17 protein-coding genes and 2 pseudogenes are annotated in these 15,862 nt (G+C 41.3%); 9 read left to right on the top strand and 10 right to left on the bottom strand.

The genetic code is table 11. From position 1 onward, the window contains the following. Together F6J99_RS28425 and F6J99_RS28420 are read left to right on the top strand one after the other, a co-directional pair. A pseudogene (locus F6J99_RS28425) lies at positions 1 to 526 on the top strand (hypothetical protein); the annotation flags it as partial. 41 nt (positions 527 to 567) lie between these two features. Continuing rightward, positions 568 to 1,686, top strand: a complete 1,119-nt coding sequence (locus tag F6J99_RS28420; protein WP_293117702.1) for a class I SAM-dependent methyltransferase — start codon at positions 568 to 570, stop codon at positions 1,684 to 1,686. Positions 1,687 to 1,762: 76 nt separating this feature from the next. Here the strand turns inward: F6J99_RS28420 and F6J99_RS28415 are convergent. Continuing rightward, positions 1,763 to 1,879 (bottom strand): annotated as a pseudogene (locus F6J99_RS28415) (IS4 family transposase); the annotation flags it as partial. Between the two features lie 169 nt (positions 1,880 to 2,048). Between F6J99_RS28415 and F6J99_RS28410 the strand changes: the two are divergent. After that, complete coding sequence (locus F6J99_RS28410) at positions 2,049 to 3,077, top strand: glycosyltransferase (protein ID WP_293117700.1); 1,029 nt, start codon at positions 2,049 to 2,051, stop codon at positions 3,075 to 3,077. After that, positions 3,074 to 3,781 carry a class I SAM-dependent methyltransferase gene (locus tag F6J99_RS28405; RefSeq protein WP_293117698.1) on the top strand — a complete coding sequence of 236 codons (708 nt, stop codon included), beginning with the start codon at positions 3,074 to 3,076 and terminating at the stop codon, positions 3,779 to 3,781. Before F6J99_RS28410 ends, F6J99_RS28405 begins: the two co-directional genes overlap by 4 nt. A gap of 54 nt (positions 3,782 to 3,835) precedes the next feature. Here F6J99_RS28405 and F6J99_RS28400 read toward each other — a convergent pair whose 3' ends face one another. From F6J99_RS28400 to F6J99_RS28380, 5 genes are all read right to left on the bottom strand, one after another. Then, positions 3,836 to 5,140 carry a hypothetical protein gene (locus tag F6J99_RS28400; RefSeq protein WP_293117697.1) on the bottom strand — a complete coding sequence of 435 codons (1,305 nt, stop codon included), beginning with the start codon at positions 5,138 to 5,140 and terminating at the stop codon, positions 3,836 to 3,838. A gap of 227 nt (positions 5,141 to 5,367) precedes the next feature. Further along, positions 5,368 to 6,486: a glycosyltransferase family 1 protein gene (locus F6J99_RS28395; protein WP_293117694.1), complete on the bottom strand. Its 1,119-nt coding sequence runs from the start codon at positions 6,484 to 6,486 to the stop codon at positions 5,368 to 5,370. 178 nt (positions 6,487 to 6,664) lie between these two features. Continuing rightward, positions 6,665 to 7,213: a hypothetical protein gene (locus F6J99_RS28390; RefSeq protein WP_293117691.1), complete on the bottom strand. Its 549-nt coding sequence runs from the start codon at positions 7,211 to 7,213 to the stop codon at positions 6,665 to 6,667. 170 nt (positions 7,214 to 7,383) lie between these two features. Further along, positions 7,384 to 8,433, bottom strand: a complete 1,050-nt coding sequence (locus F6J99_RS28385) for an FkbM family methyltransferase (RefSeq protein ID WP_293117688.1) — start codon at positions 8,431 to 8,433, stop codon at positions 7,384 to 7,386. A 72-nt stretch (positions 8,434 to 8,505) separates the two neighbouring features. After that, complete coding sequence (locus F6J99_RS28380) at positions 8,506 to 9,798, bottom strand: transposase (protein WP_293117686.1); 1,293 nt, start codon at positions 9,796 to 9,798, stop codon at positions 8,506 to 8,508. 62 nt (positions 9,799 to 9,860) lie between these two features. On the opposite strand from F6J99_RS28380, the gene F6J99_RS28375 reads away from it, so the two are divergent. Further along, positions 9,861 to 10,040, top strand: coding sequence for a hypothetical protein (locus tag F6J99_RS28375; protein WP_293117684.1), 180 nt, complete (start codon positions 9,861 to 9,863; stop codon positions 10,038 to 10,040). A 49-nt stretch (positions 10,041 to 10,089) separates the two neighbouring features. Here the strand turns inward: F6J99_RS28375 and F6J99_RS28370 are convergent, their stop codons facing one another. Beyond that, positions 10,090 to 10,947 carry a class I SAM-dependent methyltransferase gene (locus F6J99_RS28370; RefSeq protein ID WP_293117681.1) on the bottom strand — a complete coding sequence of 286 codons (858 nt, stop codon included), beginning with the start codon at positions 10,945 to 10,947 and terminating at the stop codon, positions 10,090 to 10,092. An 11-nt stretch (positions 10,948 to 10,958) separates the two neighbouring features. Between F6J99_RS28370 and F6J99_RS45730 the strand changes: the two genes are divergently transcribed. The 3 genes from F6J99_RS45730 to chlG are packed head-to-tail and all read left to right on the top strand — an operon-like array spanning position 10,959 to position 13,403. Further along, positions 10,959 to 11,279 carry a DUF2862 domain-containing protein gene (locus tag F6J99_RS45730; RefSeq protein WP_365974360.1) on the top strand — a complete coding sequence of 107 codons (321 nt, stop codon included), beginning with the start codon at positions 10,959 to 10,961 and terminating at the stop codon, positions 11,277 to 11,279. Positions 11,280 to 11,321: 42 nt separating this feature from the next. Further along, the gene (locus F6J99_RS28360; protein ID WP_293117679.1) at positions 11,322 to 12,422 is read left to right on the top strand and encodes an ArsA family ATPase; all 1,101 of its coding nucleotides are present in this window, start codon (positions 11,322 to 11,324) and stop codon (positions 12,420 to 12,422) included. Between the two features lie 9 nt (positions 12,423 to 12,431). Next, positions 12,432 to 13,403, top strand: a complete 972-nt coding sequence (gene chlG, locus F6J99_RS28355; RefSeq protein ID WP_293117676.1) for a chlorophyll synthase ChlG — start codon at positions 12,432 to 12,434, stop codon at positions 13,401 to 13,403. 138 nt (positions 13,404 to 13,541) lie between these two features. Here the strand turns inward: chlG and F6J99_RS28350 are convergent, their stop codons facing one another. Continuing rightward, positions 13,542 to 13,706, bottom strand: coding sequence for a hypothetical protein (locus tag F6J99_RS28350; RefSeq protein WP_293117673.1), 165 nt, complete (start codon positions 13,704 to 13,706; stop codon positions 13,542 to 13,544). A 74-nt stretch (positions 13,707 to 13,780) separates the two neighbouring features. After that, entirely contained in the window at positions 13,781 to 14,533 is a 753-nt protein-coding gene (locus tag F6J99_RS28345) for an FkbM family methyltransferase (RefSeq protein WP_293117671.1), read from the bottom strand. A 14-nt stretch (positions 14,534 to 14,547) separates the two neighbouring features. Here F6J99_RS28345 and F6J99_RS28340 point away from each other — a divergent pair, with 14 nt between their 5' ends. After that, positions 14,548 to 14,769, top strand: coding sequence for a hypothetical protein (locus tag F6J99_RS28340; RefSeq protein ID WP_293117669.1), 222 nt, complete (start codon positions 14,548 to 14,550; stop codon positions 14,767 to 14,769). A 65-nt stretch (positions 14,770 to 14,834) separates the two neighbouring features. On the opposite strand, the gene F6J99_RS28335 is transcribed toward F6J99_RS28340, so the two are convergent. Further along, positions 14,835 to 15,728 carry an SPFH domain-containing protein gene (locus tag F6J99_RS28335; protein WP_293117666.1) on the bottom strand — a complete coding sequence of 298 codons (894 nt, stop codon included), beginning with the start codon at positions 15,726 to 15,728 and terminating at the stop codon, positions 14,835 to 14,837. Between the last annotated feature and the right edge of the window lie 134 nt (positions 15,729 to 15,862).

Raw genomic sequence — 15,862 nt, 5'->3', positions numbered from 1 at the left:
TGTTACTGTGCCAATTGTGACTGAGTATGCTGGAAGTGTGAATGTATTTGGGTTAATTGTGATTGAGTATGTTGTAGGTCTGAGTGTACTTGCGTTAATTGTGACTCAGTCACAATTAACCCAAGCTCACTCAGACCTTCAACATACTCAGTCACAATTAAATCAATCAAACTCAGAAGTTCAGGATACTCAGTCACAGTTAGTACACGCTTACTCAGAAATTCAACATACTCAGTCACAATTAACGCAAGTACACTCAGACCTACAACATACTCAATCACAATTAACCCAAATACATTCACACCTCCAGCATACTCAGTCACAATTGGCACAGTCACAGGAAAAAATTGAGCATTTTCAGCAAAATCAATTACAGCAGATTCAGAACCAACTGAACGAAGCTGAGGCTAAGTTGAAGGTAATTAATGTAGAAATTGCGGCCATGAAGACCAGTAAGTTTTGGAAAATGCGATCGCTCTGGTTCAAATTTAAAGGGTTTGTTGGTTTACCGACAGATAACCAATAAAATTTTCAATAATTAAAATCAGCTAAAACAGGAGTGTAATCATGGTTGATACGGTGCTTAATCAAGTTGTCAGTGCTAAGGAACCATTCAACAGTTACGAGACGGTGAAAGAAGCTGTGGAAACCATTGATGGTTTCCTAGTTCCTGGTCAAGAAGAGTTTTTATTCAATAAAGTTAAGTCCCTCCCTGAGGATGCTCTTATTGTTGAAGTTGGGTCTTATAAAGGAAGATCTACGGCAGCTATGGCGTTTGCCTGTGTGGGGACTAATCGAAAGATATACTGTATTGATCCATGGATAGGGCAATGTCACGATATACCAGAAAAGACTGCCTTTGAGGTCTGGAAAGAAAACATTGATAAATACCAACTGGCTTCCTATATCAAATCTTTTCAGGGATATTCTTTAGAAATTCTGAAGCGTTGGGGTGAATTAACTGGAGACAAGACGATTGACTTCGTATTTATTGATGGTTCTCATGAATACGTAGATGTGCTTACGGATTTTGGGTTATTATTACCCCTTATGAAAGTTGGGGGATGGATGGCTTTTCATGATGTTGTTGAGACTTGGCCTGGATCCGACTATGTATGGCATGATATTGTAAAATTTCGTCTTACAGACCACGAGTACTCAACGACCCTTGCCTGTGGTCGAGTGAAAACTGCTCAAGAACTCTCGGAGGAGTTACAAGAACTTCATGAATTGCGGACATTGCTAGTTCAATCACAACAGCTTCAAGAGAGCGGAAGCCTAGAATTGCAAGAAACTCAAACTAAGCTTCAACAAACTCAATACCAATTACAACAAACTCAATACCAATTACAAAACGCCCAAGTAGAGCTAGTTAAAACTAAACTTAAACAAACTCAAGACCAATTACAACAAACTCAAGACCAATTACAACAAACTCAAGACCAATTACAACAAACTCAAGACCAATTACAACAAACTCAATACCAATTAGAAAACACCCAATTAGAGCTCATTCAATCCCAACAACTTCAAGAGAGTAAAAATACAGAACTGCAACAAACTCAATACGAATTACACCACACCAAACTGGAAGTAGCGGCCATGAAGACCAGTAAGTTTTGGAAATTGCGATCGCTCTGGTTTAAATTTAAAGGGTTGGTTGGTCTCCCTATAGATAACCAATAAAATTTTCAATAATTAACGTCGAAAAAATTGTTGCAGTCGTTTGTAATTTGACTCAGGCATAGCCTGAGTCAAATTACAATCCGAGTTCACTCAGGTTCACTATGTTTACTTTCAGCAATGGCAGATTGAACTTGGCTAGAAACGAAACTCTCGCTCCGTAGCATCCCAAATGGGCTTGGAGAGCTTTCTTCAATTCGCCCTTATTGGTTTATGGGTTTTGATATCACTCTTCTAAATTCGGATGAAACCCCATCCTGCTCTTCTTTTCAACCTTTTTGTCCTGTACTGAAGTGATGGGTAGACTTTTTGCAGGAAAACATGTACTCTAACTTATTAGTTTTTCATCGTCTGAGAGGAAATAAATGGGACTCTCAAAGCTCTCACCGCCAAAACAGTCTCTAAATCAGTCTCTAATTACTGACTTGACTGATAGGAGAAATCTAGTCATTGTCATTCCTTCATTTAATGACTGGGAAGCTCTGGAAAAGCTACTGCTGCTTATTGATGAGATTATTATTCCTCAAGGCACCAATTTAGAAGTTGTTATTGTTGATGACTATTCAACTATGCCCATCCCAGATTCACTGACTCATCAAGAACATCGCCAGATTCGAGCAGTTAACATCCTTCGACTTCGCCGCAACCTTGGTCACCAGAGAGCGATAGCGGTTGGCTTGTCCTATGTATATAGCCACTCAGACTGCGACTGGGTTGTGGTGATGGACGGTGATGGGGAAGATAATCCCTTTGCGATAGAGCACCTCCTGAATGTCTCGGACAAGACAGGTAACAATAAAATAATTTTTGCTAAGCGCAGTAAGCGCTCTGAAAGCTACACATTTAAGTTTTTCTATTTCATTTACAAAAAGCTTTATCTCCTGCTTATAGGGAAAGAAATTAGCGTCGGTAATTTCAGTTTATTACCTGCTTATTTATTGAAGAACGTCGTAGTGATTTCAGAAATTTGGAATCATTACTCATCAGGCATTTATCGCTCTCGAATTCCCTATCTTGAAGTAGATGTGCCCCGGGCGAAGCGACTAGCTGGACAACCCAAGATGAACTTAGTGTCCCTGGTGACACATGGCTTGAGTTCTATTGCAGTGTACGGAGATATTGTTGGGACGAGAATCTTATTAAGTGTTGTAGTTTTGTTAGTTATTTTATTGTTGCTCTTAGGCTTAGTTTTGCTGATTAGAGTCTTTACCGATTGGGGGATACCAGGCTGGGCTACCTACGTGTCGGGTTTATTAGTCCTATCTATGTTCCAACTTGTCTTAATCGGAACTGTTTTCAGTCTGATAATCCTGTCAACGCGCAATCAGTCCAACTTGATTCCAGTTCGCGATTATAAATATTACGTTGATGATTTCTTTCCTTTAAAACCATGAGCCAGTTTACCTATGTTGGGACAGAGTTAGAGCTATTTGCTCAAGCCAAGAATTGGAAAAACTATATAAGAGTCTTATTAACGAAATATATCAAAGGTGATGTCTTAGAAGTTGGGGCAGGGATAGGAAGCAACACCCGTTTACTCTGTCGCTCCCCATATAGTCAGTGGTTGTGCCTAGAGCCAGACAATCAGCTTTTCCATGCTCTAGAACAATCGATTGATTTAAATGGTATCATCAACTGTTATGCCCGCAATGGAACTATTGATAGTTTGACTAATGAGCAATTCTTTGATTCAATTTTATACCTTGATGTTTTAGAACATATCCACAATGATAATCAAGAAGTCATCAAAGTGTCTCAACATCTAAAAGCTAATGGAAATTTAGTTATTTTAGGTCCGGCTCATCAAAGATTGTTTACTCCCTTCGATGCAGCTATTGGTCACTATCGTCGCTATAGTAAATCCAGTCTTAAAGCAATAATACCAGATAATCTAAAGATTGTTAAATGTCTCTATTTAGATAGTGTGGGTTTACTAGCTAGTCTAGCTAATAAACTAATCCTTAAGCAAAGTCAACCAACTTTAAAACAAATACAAGTATGGGATAGCTTAATGGTTCCTATCTCTAGAACCTTAGATCCTATCTTCAGATATAGATTAGGAAAATCAATTCTGCTAATAGGTAAAAAAATATCCTGATAAAATTGATAAAGGTTAATTTTGACTATAAATAAAATTAACCCTATTACTAATTTATTTAGGATGGCCATAAAAACCTCTAAAACCTTTCCAAACTCTACCACCTTGTTGAATGTTTTTATTAGCTAAAGACACCCAATACTGGTTAGAATCATCAACATTTTGATTTTGTAAATTTTTAGGGGTTTCAAAATATTCTAGAGACTCTAAATACTCAAAATAATCTTGATCTTCTTTTGAGATTACCGAAAGTTGAGCCAACCTTTCTCTAAGAGCTTGAGAATTAGAAATAGCTACTTTATTAAATTGAAGAACTATAGGAGTAAAACAAAGCATTATCCATGAAAAAGCTATAATTATATGAATTTTAGAAAAAATTCTTGAGATTCTATACGCAAGGCAAACAAAACCCAAAGGAACAAGTGAGATTGAAGCTACCCATTGTCTTGTTAGAATCCAATAGTCACTCCGAAAAGAGACATAAGATAAAAATATAGATATTCCCAAGGCTATAATTATTAAAAAAGCAGGACTGATCAGGTCTTTAAGATAAACTTTCCTAAGTTTTGGAAAAACTATAATAATTGAAAAAATCACGAAAATGGTAATCAGCAAGGGCTCTAAAAATTTTTGTAAGAATTCAAAATGACTCAAGTCTATAAAAGTTGTGAGTAACTCATCCTTTTTGATCCAATAAAAAGGATCGAATTTAAACTCTGGTCGCCCTCGTAACCAAGTTAATAAGCCTAAAGTAAAATAGACTATTGTGCCCAGGACAGAAAGAGGAATATTAGTATGTTGAATGACAGAGTTAATTGAAATTTTTTCGCCCGTTTGAATCAATTTTTGCAAGTAGGTAAATACAATAATTGCCAACCAATAAACAGAAAAGTAAGGATGGAATAGTACCCCCATTAAAATAGAAAATAATCCAAAAAATGTCAAAATCGGACGGGTTCTTTGGGGCAAAGGGGTACTGTAATAGGCCAATGTACAAACGGTAGCAGTTACTAAAGGCATATAAGGGCGGGCTTCACCCACAAAATACATTAGCTGAGTTTGAGAAAAAAGAGCAAGAATACCAATAACTTGCCAGAAAAAGGGCATGCCCCAAAGACGGAAAAGATAAATTGCTGCTAAAAACAAGACCAAGCCAGAGAAAATACTGGGAAATCTTAGCCAAAAGATGTTAGCACCAAAGAGCTGCATCAACCAGTGGTCAATAAGCATATAAATGCCTGTTTGTCCATGATTAATCGTTGTAATAGACCGACTGATAGCGTTCCAAGCTTCAGCGGTTGTCTCATAGCTACCGAAAGCAAAATGTAAAAACTCATCAATCCAAATTGGCCGACCCAAAGATGAGTTTAATGCTACACAGAACAGAGATAGTAGTAACAAGCAAATGTTAGAAATCTGGTAATTGATTAATTTATTTTTCATCACCCTCAATAACCATTGATAAAAACACCCTATAAACGGTATTAATTATGAAGATGTTAAAAGGTTAGCACCAAAAATGTTTCATTTTGTAATAAAAATTTACCTATAAGAGCGATATTTTCCAAACTTATCTTGGGGATTCATCAGCTCATTGAACGATAGCCATCCCAAGTCAGTTGAGCAGTCTTTTGCCACGTGAAAAGCTTAGCACGTTGCCGTCCTTTCTCAATCATAGATGCCCGGTGTTCTGAGTCTTCTACAACTATCTCCATAGCGTTAACTAGTCCATCCACAGAATCTGGCTCAAATAAACTAGCTGCATCTCCTACTACCTCAGGCAAGGAAGAAGTTAAGCAGCAGATAACTGGACATTGGCATTCCATTGCCTCTAGGGGCGGTAAACCAAATCCTTCATAGCGGCTGGTATAAATTAGGGCTTGGGCATTACAATATAGGGTTTTTAGTAGGGCATCATCACCCCTAAGATAGATGAAATTTTGCCGCATATTATGCTCTTCCATAACCCTTAATTCTGATTCCAAAAAATCACAGGAACCCCCAAAACAGACTAATTTGAAATTATCCCGTAATTTAGGACTAGCAGCAAACGCTTTGAGGACTATTTCAAAATTTTTATATTTTGAACGAGTTCCCACATAAAGGAAGTAAGGCTGACTACGGCAATTCTTTGGTAATTCACATTCGTTAGCGTCTTGAATTCGACTTGCCCAATAGGTTACTTTAGTTTTTTCTGGATTAATTCCCAATAATTCTACTAAATCATTTCGGCTATTTTCGGAAGCTACAAAAATTAAATCGGCTTGTTTAACTAGCTGCTGCTTATTTTTAATTAATGGCTGAAACTTAGGTTGTCCTGATAAAAATTTTTCGGGAATCATATCATGGATCGTGATCACAAGTTTCTTAGGTTTAACAATCTCGACTAAGTCAGCATCATAGTAGGTAGGATGATAGATATCATACTGTCTACCAAATTTACGGACAAACCATTGAAAGGATAGTTTATTGATAGTGTCATTAATGACCTTACCTCTTGGAAAGGGCAATTTTGGCATCACCCAATATCCGGTGAGTTGATCGCGATACTCTGAAATATCATACCCATCGGTCTTGATACCACGATGCCAATGAATTGAGCAGTCAGAGTTTGGCGATAACTCTCGCATTAACTCAATAAAAATTCGGGATATACCACCAAATTTCTGGATGGCAAACATTTGATGGTCGTAGAGAATATCCATGGTGACTTTTGAGTTGTGAACAGTTCCGTAGGGTGCGTTAGGGACGGGCTCACCCTCATTTTCAGCTCTAGCGCCAGGGTTGGCACAGCCCGTCCCGTAACGCACCACCGGGTATATATACTAATCCTTGTCTTGATGCACCCGTAAATCAAGGACACGTTTTCTAATTTCCAGAGTTTTATTGTTGAATACGTTCAAACATTACATTGTAAGCATGCTTCCCGTCGGGGTATGTCAGCCTTCCTGTTGCTATTTTAGCATTTTGACATTGCCCATTACCCACTAATTTTGTGCCTGAAACATCATTCCAATCTAAAACAAATTGATCGTCTTTATTATAGTTTATTTTAAATCTTACAGGGTTGGAAAACTTATGAGGATATTGACCACTTGTTACTGATATTTTTTCTAGGTTCTTGTTTCCAGGATATGGATGATCAAGAAGATACACTATACCTGTTACCAATGTATCGTTATTTCTTTCTATTATCTCTAGATTTTCGACTTCTCCCAACTCTAAATGTTTAAGGTCTGTACGATTATATTTTGCTTCAATTCTTTGATTATCCTTGAATAACGATTTGCAATGCCCTTTTGGACAAGTTTGGTTAATAATTGGAATCAAGCATCTGATTTCTGATGCAAAAAGACCGACCACAATACCAACAGCGGAAAGAATCAAGCCTATTGCAGTAGTTGTTTTGTTCCAATTAAATTTATTTAGCATAATTTTATTTAATGGACTTCATGAGTATGGTATATAATATATTGAAATTTTGCTAATAATCATCTCTGAAATCAAATAAAAAATATAGAGCACAGTAAACTCTTGCCTCTTGCCTTTTGCCTTTTGCCTTTTGCCTTTTGCCTTTTGCCTCTTGGCCTTTGGAAGTATCTTTACAACCGAGATCGAAAAGCTATATCAGGTTCTTTTAGTTGATCACTATCTTCCTGTGTCTCTAAATTATGATATACTTTACTCAATTGATGTTCACGCTCTGAGCCAGAAACCATTAGGAATAAATTAGCGCTTGTTGCACTCCCTAAGGTTAGTGCTGCTTCTGGAGTTGGTATAGATTTTAGTACTCTTGGGTTAGAATCTACGATCCAGCCCCGGAGGTTTTGATTGTAAAGATTCACAAGAGAGGACATCAATGCTTCCCGTCTGTGCTCATTTAGATTTTTGGCACTCACTTCCATCATGATGACTAGATTGGGTGAGCGCTGGATGGTTTCCATGGCACCATTTAATACGGCAAATTCGTATCCTTCTACATCTATCTTGATGGCATCTATCTGGGATAATCCCAACTCCGAAAGTATGGAGTCTAGACTACGCACTGGAATTGATATCTTTTCACGCAAGGCAGACCGTTTAGTATCATCCATACCACTAAATGCGGATTCCTGGGTAATATAAAAGTCTGTTTCTCCATCTTCAGCACCAACGCATAAGTCATGGCAAGAAACTAACTGTTGTAAGTGGTTAACTTCTACATTTTGTTGTAAAAGCTGGTAGGCATCTGGGTTAGGTTCAAAGGCATGAACACAACCAGTGGGAGTTAGTTTGGTAGCTGATGAGACGGCGTAGTAACCAAAGTTTGCTCCTACATCTAGCACTATGGAATTGGCATCGAGCAGACCTAAAAAGAGTTGGGCATCAAAGTATTCTTGGTAATGGCCGTAGTAAAAGTCGCACCCCAGTCGATCTCCGACATCAACGTGGAATGTCAAGCCTGATGGCAAATTCACTGCTTGGATATCCCGGACCCCTACTGGATGGAGTTTCTCTCGAAGCGATCGCAAAAACAAGGTGTAGGGTACCGCCAAGTTGGGAAAATCCATCGCCTGAGGCAGAAAATGGTGGAATACCTGAAGATAAATCTCCATCTTCTCCAACTCATTTATGGACTCATGGCTAGGTAAATGCTCTTCCTGACTATCCATTAATTCGTAAACTCGTCTAGTTATTTTGAACTCTCCCCGGCTTAAAAGCGCAGGGATTCTAAGCGGATGTCGTTACGCGGGTTGAAACCGCGCTTCACGACGCTTACAATACTGACTAGAGAGAGAATCCAATCTGTACCGTTGCGGCAGGTTCAAAGCTGCCCTATTAACCTTGGCTAGATTTACATCTAGCTGTGTTACTACTTTGCGCAAAATATTACATGCGCCGTTACAATCTGCGTTGATTAACTCGTTATTAGCTGACCGATAAAGTCCACGCCTTACTCGCTTTCCAGAAGGCTTCCACCCCTCGGGTTTTGCACCAAGCGTAGGTAGAAAATCATTATCTAAAAAGCTCGCTTTACTGGTGTAACTCTCCTCGGTCTCGACGAACTTAATACCGTGTTGTCCGCATAGTTGTTGGATGCGATTTTTAAGTCTTGCTGTGGGGATTTGGACAAACTCTTGATTATTCTTATTGCCAATCCTGATTCTGTCTTTATTTCGCTGATTCCACCCAAATACTATCGTACTAATTTGATGCCTTAGACACCAATTAATAACGAATCTAGCTGCTTTGTTGATGTTATCGCGCATTTGGCGGTTCCGCTTTTCAGTAATAGCTGCCAAATGATCGTCCCAGTAATCTTGCGACTTACCTTTCTTTGTTTTTCCCACCTGCTTGTTGTACCACTGGTTTTGGGATTTGACTTTTTTGCCGTCAATGATGAATGACTTCCCGGTAGTGGAGACGCAAGTTAACCAATTGTTAAGTCCTGGATCAATTCCTAGTGCATTTCCTAATTTCTGGCCTGGTTTAATATCTGGCTGCTTATAGACAAATTCTAGGTAAAAACAGCCATTCCTAGGAAAAAACCGAAATTCCTTGATTGATTTGAAATCAAGATTAGATGGCATTGGCAGCAGGAAGTGGTCAATTCCAAACCAAGCTTTCACCTGTTTTCCTAGTGTGAACTTAAGTTGTCCATCCACCAGTTTTATCCACCTAGCTGGATAACTGACGACCGCCATCCCTCCCTTCTTCCTGTACTTTGGGATTCTTGGCTTATCTGTTAACTGCCCCTTTTTATACAACTTTGCTAGCGCCTGATAAGACTTGAATGATTCAATAACTCCGTGCAACGTTTGTTGGGCGCAAGCGGATCTCATTGCTTTAAAATGGATATTGGTCTTGAGAGTTTTGTCTAACTCAAACTTTTTGACATACTTCCCGGTTTTAAAGAGTATCTGGCGACAGTAATAAATCGCGCAATTGGTCAATTTATTTGCTTCACCACAAATAAACTCTATTACTGCTCTGTTTGCTGGGGTAGTAGTTATCAAGTGCTGCTGACAACCGTACATTTATCGACCTCTTTTCCTGTGTTATTTTAATTATATACCCATATAATTACGATGTCAAGCAAATGTCAGAGAAAACTAAAAGAAAAGTCGGTAGACCAAGCTTCCATGGCGAACGCAAAAAGTCTTACAGCATTATGGCAACCAAGACCGCCTGGGGCAACCTTAAAAAGATGGCGGCCTCTTCTGGGTTGAGTCTTTCTGAGTACTTAGAAGTTCTGGGAAGGACTGGAACTTTGCCTTAAACACGATAGCCGGGATAAATCCCGGCACACTCCACGCCCAGTCAATAAATTAGGTGGCTAACTCTCGCTTGTTATTTTTCTGTTTAAAAAAATTATACTTTGGCGTGACAATCTCAGGTGAGGGAACTAAATCACTGACTTGTAACTCTACTGTAGATGCTAAAAATATTCGGCGTCTTTGGTGCTTGGTCTCCGTTTCCCAGAAATCTTCATGGTCTACATAACCCTGATAGTCGTATAGATAAGGAAATCCTGAAACTTGGAGCATTTTAAGCAAGCCACTTCTGCTAGGAATCATGGCATGGTAGGTTAAGCCCTGAGTTTCGTTTTTGCCTTCTTCAACTAGATAGGTAACTGGTTCATCAAAAGGAACATTCATACTTTCAATAAATAACATTTTTTTGGTTAATAACTGCAAATTACGAATGACTTTGAAGGGATTTTCTGTGTGATAGAGCAAGCCGAAACAAAACACTAAGTCTGCTCCAGCAAATTGAGACATCTGTGGGGTAGATTCAACATCAACCTGATAAAACTTAGCTTCAGGTACCCGTTTACTAGCCTCTTCAACAAGTTCTTGTCTCCCCTCTAAACCAATTACATTTACTCCCCAATTCACCAGCTTTTTAGAAAACCAACCAGGACCACATCCCACGTCAAGGCAAGTGGTAAAACTTAATCCCTGATTGAGTTTAAGCTGATTGAGAACGTTTTCTGCTACAGCCCAGCGGGCTTGATTAATCGCAATATAGTAAGGTTCATCAAATAACATGGTTATAATTTGGAGAAAATTATTGATAAAAAACTTGTATAGCAAAGGGAGCAGGGAACAGGGAGCAGGGAGCAGGGAGCACAGGCACCCTCGCCACACTACCCACACCTCCCACACCTCCCACACTTCCGACACTTCCCTAGATTATGGGTATTAAACCGGGGTTGATATCAGTCCCAGGGGCAGCAGTGGAACTTATGGCAGTTTTCCCTGATGTGATCGCGACAGATTCCGGTAAACTGAGGGGTGGTTTATCGTATGATCTATTAGCAATGAAAATTGGGCAAAAAGTAAAAGTGTTTCGTCTAAGAGACCGAGTAGGCAACAACATCGCAAGTAAACTGGGACAAATAGGGACGATCACAGATTATAAAATGACCGATGGCAGTGGAGTTGGCGTGACAGTGAAATTTGAGGACAACAGCTCTACCTGGTTCTTTGAGGATGAATTGAAAGTCGTAGACTAGATTGTAATAAACGCGATCGCACCGAGGCAAAAGACTTGCACTATGGCACGGATTCTAACATTTCTGGGTAAAGGCGGCACAGGTCGCACTACTGTGGCAATTGCTGCCGCTAAGCAGCTGTCGAGCCTCGGTCAACGAGTGCTACTGGTAGGACAAGACCCAAGTCCTAGCTTTGGACTCCTGCTGGGGCTATCCCCAACGTCTGACCCGGTGGAAATAAGTCCTAACCTCCGGGTAGTACAGCTAATGACTACAGTACTACTGGAACGCAGCTGGGAAGATGTCAAAAAGCTAGAGGAGCAATATTTGCGATCGCCTACCCTAAAAAATGTCTATGGTCAAGAACTGGGCATCTTACCGGGGATGGATCATGCTTTAGCCCTCAACGCCCTTCGGGAGTACTACCAAAGCGGTCAGTATGACGCGATCATCTACGATGGCACCTGCTCTCAAGCTACCCTGAGAATGTTGGGAATGCCAGAAATTATCAGTTGGTATAGTCGTAGATTTCGCCAAGTCATGGCAGATTCTGACCTGGGCAAAGCCATTTCCCCCTTTATCCAACCAGTCACTAGCGCCATTCTAAATGTGTCATGGACGAGTGAGGACTTGGCTGGTGAATCAACGAATCAGGCCAACAATATGTTGGAGGATGGAAAAAATGCGATCGCAGATCCCAATCGGGTCGCATCCTATCTGGTCACTACCGATGACCCCCTAGCCATTGCCACAGCCAAGTATTTGTGGGGTAGTGCCCAACAAGTGGGTGTTACTGTCGGTGGTGTGGTGGTAAACCAAACCCCGGTAACCCCAGCAATAGAATCGGAATTTGCCCCTCTAGTCGTTAATACTCTTCCCACTTCCCCACCAGGGGAAGATTGGCAATCCCTGATCGATGCCCTGCCAGATTTTAAACAGGCATCCCAGGCACCCAGACCCATGACTATCGACATTCCTGGTCGCAACGTTCGTTTATTCTTACCAGGTTTTAACAAAAAGCAGGTGAAACTCACCCAATACGGTCCAGAAGTCACCGTTGAAGCGGGGGATCAACGGCATAATATCCTGCTTCCCCCACAACTTAGTGGTCAATCCGTCAAAGGGGCTAAGTTTCAAGATGGCTATTTGATAATTTCATTCTAGGTAGTCATTATGACTGAAGAAAATCTAACTGAACAAAGTGCCAAAACCCGTCAGCTACTGGGTATGAAAGGCGCAGCTCCTGGTGAAAGCAACCTATGGAAGATTCGCCTGCAGTTGATGAAGCCAATTACCTGGATACCCCTGATGTGGGGGGTAGTGTGTGGTGCTGCTTCCTCCGGTGGCTACACTTGGACACTCGAAGACCTTCTGATGGCAGCCGCCTGTATGTTGCTTTCTGGTCCGTTGATGGCAGGGTATACCCAAACCCTGAATGATTTCTATGACCGCGAAATCGACGCCATTAATGAACCTTACCGTCCGATCCCATCGGGAGCCATCTCTATCCCCCAGGTGATCACCCAGATTGTGGTGCTACTCCTAGCAGGTATCGCTCTTAGCTACGGACTCGATGTTTGGGCGGGTCATGAATTTCCCACACTCACCTGTCTTACCCTAGGTGGTGCCTTTCTAGCCTATATCTATTCTGCCCCACCCCTGAAACTGAAAAAAAATGGTTGGCTGGGAAACTATGCTCTCGGTGCCAGCTATATCGCCCTTCCCTGGTGGGCAGGTCATGGCTTATTTGGTCATCTTAACGGAACTATTATGATTCTGACCCTGTTCTACTCCCTGGCAGGGTTAGGTATTGCAGTAGTCAATGATTTCAAGAGTGTGGAAGGCGATCGCGAATTGGGCTTAAAATCCCTACCAGTCATGTTTGGTGTTACCACAGCAGCTTGGATTTGTGTGCTGATGATTGATGTCTTTCAAGCAGGGATTGCTGGTTATTTAATCAGCATTGATCAGAAGCTCTACGCTGCTATTCTCATCCTATTAATCATACCCCAAATCACCTTCCAGGATATGTACTTTCTCCGTGACCCCCTGAAAAATGATGTCAAATACCAGGCTAGTGCGCAACCGTTTTTGGTACTAGGGATGCTGGTTGCTGGTTTGGCTTTGGGTCATAGTGCAATTTAAAATAGGGAATCGGGAATCGGGAATAGGAAATAGGGAATAGGGAATAGGGAACAGGGAATAGGGAAAAAATCCTGTGTACCTAACTAATAGCTATGAGAAACGCTAGATATAGGTTTCAACCGGGCTCGATCTGAAAGCTTATATCATGTCGGGATAATTACCCTGTCTTGATGCAAAGCGCGAGTGGGGGAAACCACGCCAGTTGCTCATGGGGGGAACCCCCAAGACCGCACTGGCTCCCCAAGACCGCGCTGCATCGCTTAATAAAAATCTCCCCATCTCCCCATCTCCCCATCTCCCCATCTCCCCATCTCCCCACCCTCCCTCTAATTATGGGTATTCAACCGAGCATGATATTAGTACTTACAGTGAATCGGTCAACCAGGGTAAGAAGCAATCAAATCAAGGTTTTTTGGAAGTTCTCCACCATGGGGTTTGTCTAAGACTTGAATCTTGTAGCCTAAAGATTCTAACAACTGACAACATTGCTCATAGACAGGTCGTCCATGGATAGACAAGAAAATGGTAGGATGAGCACTTTCCAACAGAGATTTGGCACCAAGTAGAACGAACTTCTCATGGCCCTCCACATCAATTTTGATGCAGTCGGGCACAGGAATTTCACCACTGGCAATCAGTTCATCTAAACTAACCATCTTGACTTGAAGTGTTCCTTGAGAAGAAATACCCCCCTGATAGCTGCCAGAGGTTTCTCTAAAGGATGCCATACCAGAGCGGTCTGAAAGCGCTGCTGCCATAACTGTGGCATTGGTAATGCTGTTGATAGACAGATGTTTTCTTAAGTAACCAAGGTTTTGGGGTAGGGGCTCAAAGGCAAAAACTTTTCCATTATCACCAACTAGCACCGAAGTCAATAGTGTAAAGAAACCAGCGTGAGCTCCAATATCAAATACAGTGTTTCCTAATTTCAGAGTTTTCTCAAGCACCCGTTGGTTGTCATACTCATAAGTCCCTAACCAACAGCCGTTTCTGCCAGCACCAACTATCCATTTTTTACCGGCGAGCTTACCTAGCCAGATCGGCATTGTCATCTCAGGAGGAATTAGCCTTAAGGGCAAACGTAAAAGCTGACCAAAGAGGCTTTTTCGGGAAATCTGTTCCAAATCCATAGTTTGATTACCTGATGAAGCTGAAAACTATTAGAGTTTCTATTGATAGAATTCCCGAAAGTTATGGTCAAGTAACAGCTTTACCTTTAGTGGTCAGCGATCAGCGGTCAGCGGTCAGCGGTCAGTCGTCAGCGGTCAGCGGTCAGCGGTCAGTCGTCAGCGGTCAGCGGTCAGCGGTCAGCGGTCAGTCGTCAGCTTATTTTATTCAAAAGCTGAACGCGCACGCGTGTGCTTAGCACATAAGCTAATAGCTGATAGCTGATAGCTGATAGCTGATAGCTGATAGCTGATAGCTGAATGCTTACAGTTTAAGACTACCAGTATTGACAACAGGTTGTATATTTTGCTCAGCCGTCAAAACCACTAGCAAATTGTTAATCATTGCTGCTTTTGTTTCCTGGTCTAGCTCAAGAATTTGGTGATCGTTCAGCCGCTTGATCGACATTTCCACCATGCTCAAGGCACCTTCGATAATTTCTTGACGAGCTGCTATTATAGCTTGTGCTTGCTGACGCCTTAGCATGACTTGGGCAATTTCTGGAGCGTAGGCTAAATAGGAAATACGACTATCAATCACCTCGACACCTGACACCTCTAAGCGAGCCTGTAACTCTTCCTTGAGAGCTGCTGCAATCTCTTCGGGGCTGCCTCTGAGTGAGGCTAGGTTTTCTTGATTAGTATCGTAGGGATAGCGACTAGCTAAACCACGGATAGCAGTCTCGCTTTGGATGGCCACAAAATCTACATAGGAATTCACGTCAAAGGTGGCTTTGGCTGAGTCTACAACTCGCCAGACAACTACCGCAGCAATCTCAATGGGGTTGCCTTTGGCGTCATTTACCTTCAGCTTATCGCTGTTGAAATTACGCACTCGTAGAGAAACCAGTTGCTTCGAGGCGAAAGGGTTAACCCACCAAAAGCCAGAGGTACGGACACTGCCAACGTAGTTACCTAAAAACACTAGCACTCGGGCTTGGTTAGGCTGCACAGTCAGAAAGCCTTTTAGGGCAACCAAGGCTACGATCACTAGACCAATACCAAATAAGTTGTTGGTATAGAGAAATAAGTCGTTGATATTGGAAAAGCCGACTAGACCTTTACCTAACCACACACCAAAACTAGCGATCGCAATAATCCCTACCAGAGCAGCAAAACCATTAATTTTAAAGGTAGGAATTTCCTGAATACGTTCCATTTGCATGTATCGTTTGTGTATTGCTATTTGTTGTTTTAGCTAATTGGCTGATACATCTATTTTGCTTGGTTTATCGGGGGTTTGACAGTACCCGTAGGGGTACTAATGACTAATTTGACCGTAAACCTGAAAGA

This window comes from Moorena sp. SIO4G3 (genome assembly GCF_010692305.1).
GTDB classification, from domain to species: domain Bacteria; phylum Cyanobacteriota; class Cyanobacteriia; order Cyanobacteriales; family Coleofasciculaceae; genus Moorena; species Moorena producens_A.
Note: the sequence above shows the minus strand (reverse complement) of the source record. Positions and strands in the feature narration are given on the sequence as shown.